We start from the raw sequence: 11,306 nt of genomic DNA on the forward strand, positions 1-11,306 counted from the left end.
GCCGACAATCAAACCTGCGAGTAACGGCTTGCCAGCGTCAATCAAAGCAGGCACCACGTCAACACCGCGACGATCAGTTCTCATCCTGATTGGCGGAAACTTCTCATCCAGATCGCCGCGCCATAGTAATAGGACGAACGGCTGATCCGCAGCAGACGGCACTGCGCCGCAATCGACAGGCGGTGGTGAGCCGGTTCAACCAGCGCCCGCCTCCGGTCCACGCTCATCGACCGAAGGCTTTCGCTAAAAAATCCCGCTCCACGACCAACTGCCCGATCTTGGCGTGCAGCTTCTCCACCTCGCTCTCGCTGGTAGACTTGGCCGCATCGCCGGCACCGGAGAACGGTAGGCCTTCGGTGAAGGCCGCGGATCAGGCGGCTTCGCGTTGATCTTCGGGAGCGCCCCAGTTCCAGGGAAGCAGTTCATGGAGACGGTTCTGGGGAATGTCGGCGATGCGCGCGAGAACGTCGGCGAGCCAGGCCTGCGGATCGATGTCGTTGAGCTTTGCCGTGCCAATGAGGCTCAGCATGAAGGCGGTGCGTTGGCCGCCCCGGTCTGAGCCGGCGAAGAGCCACGATTTTCTGCCCAGGGCTATGCCTCTGAGCGCTCGTTCCGCCGCGTTGTTCGTCAGGCAGATGCGGCCATCATCGAGGAAGGCTGCGAAGGCGGGCCATGCCTTGAGCATGTAATCCATAGCCTCGGCCACATCGCTGTTCTTCGACAGCTTTGACCGATTGTCGCGCATCCATTCTTCCAGATCGGCCACCAGCGGGGCGCTGTGCTCGTGCCGCAGAGCCAAACGATCCTGCTCCGATCTGCCGTTGATGGCGCGTTCGATATCGAAGATCGCGTCGATACGGCGGACCGCCTCCACTGCCAGCGGCGAGATGACGGCCTTTTTGCGACGCTTCTTGAGCTGTGCGGCGACATCGGCCAGCTCGAAGAAGTAACGGCGCGCGTGGCTCTTATGCAGAGCTTGGCATAAGAGCCATTATCCAGAGCATGGTTTTATCTGGGGTCACGCGATTCAGATGTCCGAGATCAGCGGAAAAGGTCAGTGTGGAGCTCGTGATAAAATCATAGGGACCGCAGGTACGAAAGCAGATCCGGCTTTGGCTTCCAAGGCGTGGCCTTTGCGGGTTCGATACCGGCATGCTTCCAAAAGTTCTGTAGCGCATCGCGCTTCATCTTCAGGTTTGTCGAGATATACCGGTTCGTGGTCGCGATGCTGGAGTGACCGAGATAATCGCGGATCACTGTCACGTCGGTGCCCGACTGCAGGAGCGCGACGGCGCAGCTGTGGCGGAAAACGTGAGGAGTGATGCGGTCACGCGCCAGCCTGGGTCGATCCTGGACGACTGGCGAGGCATGCTTGGTGAGGATGTACGCGGCTCCATCGCGGGTCAGCGGTTGGCCGTGGCGGTTCATGAAAACATGCGGCTGGCCCGCAGCGCCCGACAGGTTTTGTAGGCGCCGCAACGCGTCGGCCGTCTCGCGCCATAGCGGAACGAGGCGCTCCTTGCGGCCCTTCCCACGCAATCGGGCCTGGTACGGTGGCGTCAGTTGAAGGTCCTGCCACAGCAGGCCGGTTGCTTCGCTCACTCTGGCGCCGCAATTATAGAGGAAAAGCAGCAGCGTGTAATCACGCCAGCCACTGCGGGTCCGCCGATCGGGATGGGCGATGATGGCCCGCACGTCAGTTGCTTCGAGGTAGATTGCGGGCTTCTGCCTCGCCCGCTTCGACGGCAGCGCTAACACCTGCGTGTAGCGGAGCGCATTATCGAGATCGTTGCGCAAGAGGTGTTTGAAGAAGCTGCGAAGCGCGGCACGGCGGCAGTTGCGCGTCGCGGTGGAGTTGGATCTGCCGCCCTCGAGATGATCGAGGAACCCGGCGACGGTGTTGGCGTCGAGATCTTCCAGCACAAGCGCGGCGACCTCGCGGCCGCGACGCTGGGCAACGAACTGAAACAGCAGCTTGAGCGTGTCGCGATAGGCGCGCGTCGTATGTGGGCTCGCGCCGCGCTGGCGCGGCAGATAGTTGGAGAAGAACGACTCCACCAGAGCGAACAGTAGCTGAGGTCCGGCCTTGCTCATCGTGGCTGCCGGGCGTGTCGCATATGTTGTTCGAAGCGCGTGCTCGCGAGTTCCAGGAGTTGCGGGGTCGCCTTCAGATAAACCTCGGTGCCAATGACGTTCTGATGACCGAGATAAGCCGAAAGCAAGGGGAGCTTGGCGTGAATGTCAGCGCCTTCCTCCGCCCATGTTGTCAGGCGGTGAACCGCGAACGCATGCCGAAACTCATAGGGGCGCGCTCCGACGCGCCCCTGCGCAGGCTTAATATCGAGGCGGCGCAGGAGCTTGCGAATAGCGTCGGAAGCCGCGTGGGTATAGAGTGGCGCGCCATTGAGGCGAACGAACAGCGCTTCGCAATCCCCTTGACCACGATCGTGAAGCACCCGGCATCGATCATCGACATAGAGGCCAAGCTCTGCGACAAGATCGTCGCGCATGGGGACGATCCGCGTACGCCGCTTACTGTTGCGGATGAGCAAGGTCCCACGGTCGAGATCGACATCATCCATGGTCAGGCGCACCGCCTCGCCGAGCCTGAGGCCGGTGCAGTAGAGCACGAGAATCAGCCTTCGCAGCATCGATGCCCATATGAAGCGGCCTTGGTGCGCTGACGCGGCGGCGAGAATGCAGCGGATCTCGTCGCGGCTGAAAATATAAGGGTAGAACGTCGACTCTTTCACCGGCGCAAAGGCGTGCTCGGGCACATAGCTGGTGGGATCGCGACGCCGGCGATGCAGGCAAAGTTGACGAATTACCCCGAACTCATTGCCGAGCGTGACGGCCTTGCGGTCGGGCAAACGCCCACACCAGCGGCTAATCGCTTCGGCCAGCGAAATATCGACATCGTTGCCCCACTGGTCTTCGACGAAGTGAAGGAAGCGTTCGATCTCAAACTCGCCGCGTCGATAGGGATGGCCCATGGCGCGCTTGAACGCCAGGAAGCTTGCTGCGTCGTTCCTCAACTCTTCCAGGACGATGACGGTGGTCATGTCGGCACCGGCAATGCGATCTCGCGCAGGGATGCGGTGGCGATCCGCACATAGGCCGAGACCGACTCTGGATCCCGGTGACCAAGGAGATCCGATACCACTTGGGGCCGTGCACCCAGGTCTATCTGGCGCGCCGCGTGAGAATGTCGCAAGACATGGCTGCCCAGAAATGGTGCATCGATCCCCGCGATCTTCGCATGCTTCATCACGATGTGGCGTATCGCGCTTGAAGCCGCGAATGGCTCCAGCGGCATCTTCGTCTGCACGAAAAGATGGCGGGTGGGTGTATCAGCGGGCCGGCCGTGGCGTAGATACTCTGCCAGCGCCTTGGCGACGGGTGGCAACAGCGGCAGCATGAATGCGACACCCGTCTTTGGGCGAAGGACTGACAGCGTGCTATTATCCCAGTCGATATCCCGAAACTGCAAGCGGATGATCTCGCCGGCGCCAAAGCCATAGGTACTCATCATCAGCAGTATCGCGTAGTCGCGAAGGCCTTGCGGACTCGATCTGTCCACGGCCATCAGGAGCCGCTTCACATCATCCCAGTAAAGGGCGCGTCTCGGTCGCTCGTGCCGTCGTTGCACGGGCGCGATCACGGCCTCGCTGATATCGACCGGACTCTGGCCAATCCAGTGCAGGAAACGGGAAAAGCAGCGTACCGTGCATGCAAGGTCGCTCACATGCGATCGGGAGTATCGCGCGGCGCGGCCAACCAGAAATGCGTCGACATCGGTTATCTGCATCGAGTGCCAGTCCTTGCCGACCCGGATCAAGTGATCCTGAAGCATACCGATGTGGCCCAGCTTCTTGTGAACCGTCACCTCTGGATTACCGCGATGCTGGGTCAGATAGGCGGCATATTGCGCGAGCAAAGGCGGCAGCAATGCCTTCTCTGGACGAGGCGGTCGCCAGTCAGGCGGGGCAAGCCCCATGCAGTGATAGACACGGCTAAGCGACAGCAGGGCGCTGCTGGAAATCCTGAGAGAAAGCGGGTCTAGCCCCCGTCGCTCCGCATACCAGTCTTTGAAGCGGCCTACGCGTTCGAGGGTCAACTCTTCTCGCTCGACCAGGCCGTGCAAGGCGCAATAGGTACGAAACTGCTGGATGCGGATCAAATAAACAATCGTTGTTCCTGCCCCAAGGCGCCGCTCCGCGCTCCAGATGCGGCGGATATCGTCGGGGGTGGGCGCGGCAGGGTCGGCTGCGGCGATGTGATCGACATGTAGGGGCATGGCTTTACCTCGATCGGCAAAGCGTAGCTCATGCTGAAAGCGTGATCACGCCCCGCATCGTGTTGGCAAGAGCCATCGGCATCGCCGACACTGCCTAACCTCTGGATATGTTGGAATCCCAAGGGTGCCGGAATACGGTGCAACAGCTCCGGGGAAAGGGCTAGGCGGAGCGTCGCAAGGGCGGGAACGTCGCTCACCGGCAAGCCCGGCCTCGCCAGCCGGGGCGCTATCACTTTGACGGCGGCAACGGATCTGCGCACCGCGACAACGCGGCGGCGAAGCCAGCGCACCGCGCCTGGAAGGGAAATATCCGGGCCGCGCGCTGCGTCTGCGGCGGCTTCCATGCTTCGCTCCGACGCGGCTATCCCAACGATGCGATCGATCGCGGCAAGCGAACCGGGCAGGCGAGCGGCGAGAAAATCCGGAAGCAGGCTGAATGTTATGTGCCCCTGTGGGCAGTAGCAGCGAGCGATCCGTACACCGGACTGGTCAGGCGCGCATAGCTGCCGTGCCGCCGAAATGCACAGCCGCCGCTCGGATGGAGCGGGCAGCGCAACAGTCGCGCGCACCGCCACTCCTGCGTGGCGACATAGTCCTCGATCGTCGACCTGGTACGCAATGGTATCTGCAACGTCGCCCCCGCGTGCGGCGGTCCCTAACTGCGAGGTCGCGGCTTTTATCTGGAGCCCAGTGCGCCGAAACCTCCGGCAAGCCCGGATTATATCCCAAAACGCCCCAGATAAAACCATGCTCTGGATAATGAGCAAAGCATCCTGCCTCCAGGATGAGACCAGGCTGGCGGTCGGGAGCGTACAGCTCGAAATAGCCCGCATAGGCATCTGCCTGCAGAATCCCGGGCCAGGACGCGAGATGCGCCTGGGGATGTTCGCCGCGCCGGTCGCGCGAATAATAGAAAACGACCGCCGGCGGATCGGCGCCGCCGAATGGGCGGTCATCCCGGACATAATCCCATAATCGACCGGTATCGGTCTTGCCCTTGGCCATGACCGGCACGGTGGTGTCGTCGCCATGCACACGTTCGGCGGCAAAGACATAGGCCTCGATCAATCGGAAGATGGGCATCAGGGCGAAGGAAGCTGCACCGACCTGATCGGCAAGCGTGGAGACGCTCAGCGGCACGCCTTCGCGGGTGAACCGCTCCGCCTGGCGGTTGAGAGGCTGGTGCTGGCCATACTTCTCGAACAGCAGCATGGCGAGGAAGCTTGGGCCTGCCCAGCCACGCGGCACGACATGGAATGGCGCGGGCGGCTGCGTGATCTTCTCGCAGTCACGGCAGGAGAACTTCTCGCGTACGGTCTGGATGACCTTCCAGGTACGCGGGATCACCTCCAGCGTCTCGGTTACATCCTCGCCCAGCTTCGACAGGCGCATGCCGCCACAGGCCGGACAGGAACAGGGCGCCGGAACGACGACGCGGTCGCGGGGCAAATGGTCGGGGAACGGCTTTCTGACCGGCCTCTTGCGCTCAAAGGCGGTGACGTTCGTCGCCTTTGTCGCGGCGGTCTCGGCGGCCAGATCGTCTTCGGCGGCGTCGGCCTCCAAATCTTCGAGCTCAAACTCCATCTGCGCAAGAAGCCGGCGGGTGCGTTCGGCGCTGGGGCCGTATTGCTCGCGCCTGAGCTTGGCGATCTGCAACTTGTAGTGCGAGATCAATGCCTCGGTGGCGCTCTCCCGGGCACGGGCATTGGCCAGTTCGGCCTCGGCGCTGGTGGCGCGCTGTTCGGCCGCATCGGCGCGTTGCGTGCTGAGCCGGACCAGCGCCTTGAGCACTTCAATGTCGTCAGGCAGGGGCGAAACGGCGGCGTCCACAACCAGGATGGAATCACAGAAAACCGCCCGGTTAAAGCGGAAAATGCGGCCTCGACGAAGAAAATCTGCGCCTATCCTGCGCTCTGCGGGCGCCAGCTATATTGCGGGTTCCGCCAGTCCACGCCGTCGAGCAAACAGGCCAGCTGTGAGCTCGTCAGCGACACTACGCCATCCTTCGCGGAGGGCCAAATAAACTTCCCTCGTTCCAACCGCTTCGAATAAAGCGACATCCCGAGACCGTCGTGCCAGATTATCTTCACCAGCGACCCGTTACGCCCGCGAAAGACCCAAAGATCGCCGGCAAATGGGTCTCGCGAAAAACTCTGCTGTACCATCGCCGCGAGGCTCTGCATGCCGCGACGCATATCGGTATGGCCCATTGCGATCCACACCCGTGCGCCTGCTGGGATCATCGCAAGGCCTTCAGCGCCGCCGACACCAATGCAGGTGATGCCGCAGCTGATACGTTCACGCGTCCCTTGGCGCCGAGATCGATGATGATCACCGGCATCCCGGCCTGTTGCCAGCCTTGCTGGGTGCCATCGTCTACCACCGCCTCGGCGAACTCGGTCAGGGCGGGCGGTTGTCGCAGCTTGCTGCGCCATGTGTAGATCCGCGCCGTGGAAATGTCGTGCCGCCGCGCCACGGCCGAAACGCTGGATCCCGGCGCAAAGGCTTCCGCCAAAATCTGCAGCCGTTCCTCGTCGCTCCAACGCCGCCGCCGTTCCGGCCCGGTCATTACCGTTATGTGCCCCATGAACCGCTCCTAAGCCTACTCTCGAGAGCATTCTTAAGAGCAGTCCACTACCTCACGACAAGGCGGGCGCAGCCGGATGGATACGAAATCTGTTTCGTCACCCATCGATCACCTCGCCATCCATGCAGGCGAAATTACCAATCAGCGCGCGCTTGAAAATGTGGGGGTTCTCGACCGCTTACGATCAAACGAGCTCGAAGCTCATACTATCACCCCGTCAAGGCCGGTACTCGCAACGCTTACCACCTTCGCGGCGAGCCCGATTCCCTTCAGCGCTCGGCATAGTTCGTCGTCCGGCATAAACCGCCCGCCTGAACGACATCGATCCCCAGGCTTGGCTCGCGGACGTGCTCGCTCGCATCGCTGAGCATCCGGTTCGCCAACTCGACGAGTTGCTGCCATGGAACTGGCAGCCAACCCAGCGCTCGATCACCACCTAATCCGCGCTACGCCGCGGCTTTCACCGGATGGCTACTGCCTGGTCGCAGCAACAATCGTTGCGTCGAGTGAGCAGAAACGACTGAGCGTGGCAGGACGGGCCCAAGCCTTGGTAGCCGCCTCAATAGCTTCGCGGTAGCTTCAGGACGTGCTCTGCGATGAATGACAATATGAGATTGGTCGAAACAGGTGCCACCTGATAAAGGCGGGTCTCTCGAAATTTCCGTTCGATGTCGTATTCCTCAGCAAAGCCATATCCGCCATATGTCTGGATGCAGACGTTGCCCGCTTCGACTGCTACGTCGGCGGCAAGCATTTTTGCCATGTTCGCCTCGGGTCCATGTTCAAGCCCCGCTTCGTAAAGGCGCGCGGCCTCATGGACCATGAGTTCGGCAGCGCGCATATTTGCGTGGGCTCGCGCGATCGGGAAAGAGACGCCCTGATTCATGCCAATGGGCCGATCGAAAACCACCCGTTCATTGGCATAAGCGACAGATTTTCTGGTAAACCATTTTGCATCACCGATGCATTCGGCAGCAATAAGCACCCGTTCCGCATTCATGCCCGAAAGGATGCAGTGAAAACCCTTGCCTTCTTTGCCTAACAGATTAGCGGCCGGGATGCGCATCCTGTCGAAGAAAAGTTCAGTCGTGGCATGGTTCATCATGGTGCGAATAGGCCGGATCGTTAGCGAACCCGCGGTGCGAGCTTGGTTCATATCGACGATGAATATGGAAAGACCGTCAGTTTTCTTCGTCACTTGATCGCGCGGCGAAGTCCGCGCTAGCAGCAGCATGAGATCGCTGTGTTCGGCGCGACTGGTCCAGATTTTCTGGCCGCTCACCACAAAATAGTCCCCATCGCGAACTGCCGTCGTCCTTAACGCAGTGGTATCGGAGCCGCTTCCCGGCTCGGTTACGCCGAAAGCTTGCAAACGCAGTGCGCCGCTTGCGATCGCGGGCAGATAAAGGCGCTTTTGCTCATCCGATCCATGCCTGAGGATGATGGCCATGTTATACATCTGGGCATGGCATGCCGCTCCGTTGCAGCCCATCGCTTGAATCGTTTCAAGGATGGCAACCGCAGCCGAAAGGCCCAAGCCTGATCCGCCATATTCCTCGGGTATGAGGACCGAAAGATAGCCAGCGCTGGTCAACGCATCCACAAAGGAAGTCGGATATTCGCGATCAGCGTCGAGCTTGCGCCAATATTCACCCGGGAACTTTTCACACAGCCGGCGCACGCCATCGCGGATTTCATGAAAGTGTTGAGGTTCGAAAGGACTAAGAAACTGCATCGCCGTCATCCTGCGAGATTGTGAAAAACCCTTGATCTGCAACGATGACGTCGCGCTCGAGCACCGATGCCCGAAAAGCGCCATTATTCCAGATTTCGGTTCTGATGGTTTCGCCCGGGAACACCGGTGCCGCGAAACGCAATTGCACGGATCGCAAACCCTCGGTGCGGTAGCCGAGACGCCCGCGAAGGACGGCGTGAATGATGACCCCCATCGTACATAGGCCATGCAATATGGGCGCCCGGAGACCGGCGCGCGCTGCGACAGCTGGATCGCTGTGCAGAGGGTTGAGGTCGCCGTTAAGGCGATAAATTAAGGCCTGTTCGGGGCCGGTCGGCAAGTCGATGACAACACCGGGCTCACCTTCGGGCACTGGCAGCGGAGCCCTTTGCGGACCATGGGCGTCCCCTCCAAAGCCGCCGCCGCCGCGAATGAAAATTGTGCGTTCCAGACGGGCGAAACAGGTGCCGCGATCATCGCGGATGTCGGTTTCGGTGAAAATCAGGGCTGGCTTACCCGCACCCTTGTCGACAAGGTGCGTGACGCGGGTTGTGCTCTCGACTTCGCCCTGTGCCGGAACCGGGCCAAGCAGCAACATGGATTGGCTGGCGTGCAGCACGGCAACCGGATCCACGCCGGAATCGGGGAGTCCCAACCAGAAGCCCGGATGAGCAAGAACGAGTGCCATTCCGGGCATGGCGATCGGTCCGCAAAGGGGATCCACGAATTGAAGCTGCGCGAGGTCCGTCGGATCCCGCCCCATCCCGATCGACAAGGCATAAAACGCGGCATCGCGCGGGGTGACGGTTTGGCGAACGGAGGGAATGGGGAAGTTTAGCAATTTCTGCGGATCAAGCGTCACTTCAAAAACTCCCTGGAAGATGGCTACAGAGTGCCGTTAGCGACCATGATCTGGCGACCATCGCGCGCCTGGGCGACGAGCTGTACCCGGCCACCGTTCTCGCGTAGCGCCAGATACAGATTCTCTCCGCAGATCGCGGCCGAAACCGCCCGGCACTCGAAGGACCGAAGGACGTTGAAGCCGAATTGCTGCTGCGCCAGGTCAAGCAGCAGAGTCGCGATGAGCGGGCCATGGACGACGAGGCCGCGATATCCTTCAACTTCACAGGCATAGGGCCGGTCATAATGAATACGATGGCTGTTGAACGTCAGCGCCGAGAACCGGAAGAGCAGGGGTTCGGATGGAACGAGCAGGCGGTGCGCGTCCCATTCGGACGCATCGAAGGCTTGGACGGCGGCGGTGAGCACCACCGGGCGCGCGGTCACAGGTTCCCGATAAACGATCGACTGCGTTTCGCGAACAGCGACCTCGCCATCGCTGAGGATTTCCAGCGCAATCTCGACAAAGACGAGACTGCCCGACCTTCCGTTCTTTTCCGTGATCGAGGCGACCCGCGACCTGCGCTGCACTGGCTGGCCGACCTGCAGCGGCGATAGGAATTCGATTTTGCTCATAGCCCACATGCGACGAGACTGGGCAAATGGCGGCAAGAAGCTGTTTTTATCGCCATCGCTCGCAGGATGGCCATCGGCGCCTAGTTTCGATGTCGGTACATCGGGCGGGAAGAGACACCAGTGATAGGCTTGAGGAACGGACGCATCCGCTGGCCCGTCGCGGTCAAATGTCGCAAGCCATTGCTTCACGGCGGCGGCCTCCACAGCGCCGCGCCGGAATTCCTCGCGCGCGACCCAGGCTTGCCAGTGGTCGCCGGCCCGTGCGGTCATGAAGCACCTCCGATCAGACCTCGGGCGATCACCTGCGCCTGTATCTCGGCCGCGCCTTCGAAAATGTTGAGGACGCGCGCATCGCAAAGGATACGGCTGATCTCGTAATCGAGGGCGTAACCATTACCACCGTGGATTTGCATTGCTGCGTCGGCATTCGACCAGGCGACGCGTGCGCCAAGCAGTTTCGCCATGCCTGCCTCAATATCGCAGCGTTTGTCCGCATCCCGGGCGCGGGCGGCGGCGTAGCAGAGTTCGCGCGCCAGCACAAAATCAACAACACTCATGGCCAGCTTATCCGAAACGCGCGGAAAACCGACGATGGCCCTGCCGAATTGCTTGCGAGCCAAGGCATAGTCCAGGCCCAGTTCGATGGCCCGCCGCGCGACGCCGATAGCCCGCGCGGAGGTCTGGATGCGTGCGCCTTCGAAGGTGCGCATGAGCTGCTTGAACCCTTTTCCTTCCTCGCCGCCCAGAAGGGCATCTGCCGGCGCGGTCATGGCATCGAACTGCAGGGCATATTCGCGCATCCCGCGATAACCGGGAACCTCGATCTCGCTTCCGGTCATGCCGTGGGCTGGAAAGTCATCATCGCTCTTGCCGCGCGGCTTGGGCACCAGCAGCATCGACAGCCCGGCGTAGCCTCTAGCTTCAGGCAAGGTTCGCACCAGCATCGTCATCAGATCGGATCGGCTGGCATGGGTAATCCAGTTTTTCGCCCCACTGATGACCCAGTGATCGCCTTCTTGCCGTGCGCGGGTTTGAATGGAGCCAAGATCCGATCCGGTATCGGGCTCGGTGAAGGCTGCGGTCGGTAAAACCTCGCCGCTCGCGATCCTGGGCAGCCACCAGGCCTTTTGCGCTTCGGTGCCGTTCAAGCCGATCAGTTCGCCGGCGATTTCGGACCGCGTGCCAAGCGAACCCGCGCCAATCCAGCCGCG

General features: G+C 61.3%; 9 protein-coding genes and 4 pseudogenes. 1 reads left to right on the forward strand and 12 read right to left on the reverse strand.

The window, feature by feature from the left end; genetic code table 11:
* Nucleotides 1-125 precede the first annotated feature (125 nt).
* The 8 genes and pseudogenes from NZK81_RS20905 to tnpA form a co-directional block, all read right to left on the reverse strand.
* A pseudogene (locus tag NZK81_RS20905) lies at nt 126-343 on the reverse strand (IS3 family transposase); the annotation flags it as partial.
* A 27-nt stretch (nt 344-370) separates the two neighbouring features.
* Nucleotides 371-964 (reverse strand): annotated as a pseudogene (gene tnpC, locus NZK81_RS20910) (IS66 family transposase); the annotation flags it as partial.
* A 113-nt stretch (nt 965-1,077) separates the two neighbouring features.
* Nucleotides 1,078-2,094, reverse strand: a complete 1,017-nt coding sequence (locus NZK81_RS20915; RefSeq protein ID WP_188823863.1) for a site-specific integrase — start codon at nt 2,092-2,094, stop codon at nt 1,078-1,080.
* Nucleotides 2,091-3,062 carry a tyrosine-type recombinase/integrase gene (locus tag NZK81_RS20920; RefSeq protein ID WP_188823865.1) on the reverse strand — a complete coding sequence of 324 codons (972 nt, stop codon included), beginning with the start codon at nt 3,060-3,062 and terminating at the stop codon, nt 2,091-2,093. The genes NZK81_RS20915 and NZK81_RS20920 overlap by 4 nt, the downstream gene beginning before the upstream one ends.
* Nucleotides 3,059-4,297, reverse strand: coding sequence for a site-specific integrase (locus tag NZK81_RS20925; RefSeq protein ID WP_188823867.1), 1,239 nt, complete (start codon nt 4,295-4,297; stop codon nt 3,059-3,061). Before NZK81_RS20925 ends, NZK81_RS20920 begins: the two co-directional genes overlap by 4 nt.
* A gap of 759 nt (nt 4,298-5,056) precedes the next feature.
* A pseudogene (gene tnpC / locus NZK81_RS20930) lies at nt 5,057-6,127 on the reverse strand (IS66 family transposase); the annotation flags it as partial.
* A 71-nt stretch (nt 6,128-6,198) separates the two neighbouring features.
* Nucleotides 6,199-6,540, reverse strand: a complete 342-nt coding sequence (gene tnpB / locus NZK81_RS20935; RefSeq protein WP_031286377.1) for an IS66 family insertion sequence element accessory protein TnpB — start codon at nt 6,538-6,540, stop codon at nt 6,199-6,201.
* Entirely contained in the window at nt 6,537-6,866 is a 330-nt protein-coding gene (gene tnpA, locus NZK81_RS20940; RefSeq protein ID WP_229710707.1) for an IS66-like element accessory protein TnpA, read from the reverse strand. The genes tnpB and tnpA overlap by 4 nt, the downstream gene beginning before the upstream one ends.
* 320 nt (nt 6,867-7,186) lie before the next feature.
* Between tnpA and NZK81_RS20945 the strand changes: the two are divergent.
* Nucleotides 7,187-7,324 (forward strand): annotated as a pseudogene (locus NZK81_RS20945) (transposase domain-containing protein); the annotation flags it as partial.
* Nucleotides 7,325-7,443: 119 nt separating this feature from the next.
* Here NZK81_RS20945 and NZK81_RS20950 read toward each other — a convergent pair.
* From NZK81_RS20950 to NZK81_RS20965, 4 genes are all read right to left on the reverse strand, one after another.
* Nucleotides 7,444-8,619 carry an acyl-CoA dehydrogenase family protein gene (locus NZK81_RS20950; RefSeq protein WP_260047920.1) on the reverse strand — a complete coding sequence of 392 codons (1,176 nt, stop codon included), beginning with the start codon at nt 8,617-8,619 and terminating at the stop codon, nt 7,444-7,446.
* Nucleotides 8,606-9,481, reverse strand: a complete 876-nt coding sequence (locus tag NZK81_RS20955; RefSeq protein ID WP_260047921.1) for a MaoC family dehydratase — start codon at nt 9,479-9,481, stop codon at nt 8,606-8,608. The genes NZK81_RS20950 and NZK81_RS20955 overlap by 14 nt, the downstream gene beginning before the upstream one ends.
* Before the next feature lie 23 nt (nt 9,482-9,504).
* On the reverse strand, nt 9,505-10,365 hold the full coding sequence (locus NZK81_RS20960) for an HTD2 family dehydratase (protein ID WP_260047922.1): 861 nt from the start codon (nt 10,363-10,365) through the stop codon (nt 9,505-9,507).
* Nucleotides 10,362-11,306, reverse strand: a 945-nt coding sequence (locus NZK81_RS20965) for an acyl-CoA dehydrogenase family protein (RefSeq protein WP_260047924.1), incomplete at its 5' end; no start/stop codon positions are given. The genes NZK81_RS20965 and NZK81_RS20960, both read right to left, overlap by 4 nt.

It is taken from the genome of Novosphingobium mangrovisedimenti (assembly GCF_025153475.1).
Lineage (GTDB): Bacteria > Pseudomonadota > Alphaproteobacteria > Sphingomonadales > Sphingomonadaceae > Novosphingobium > Novosphingobium mangrovi_A.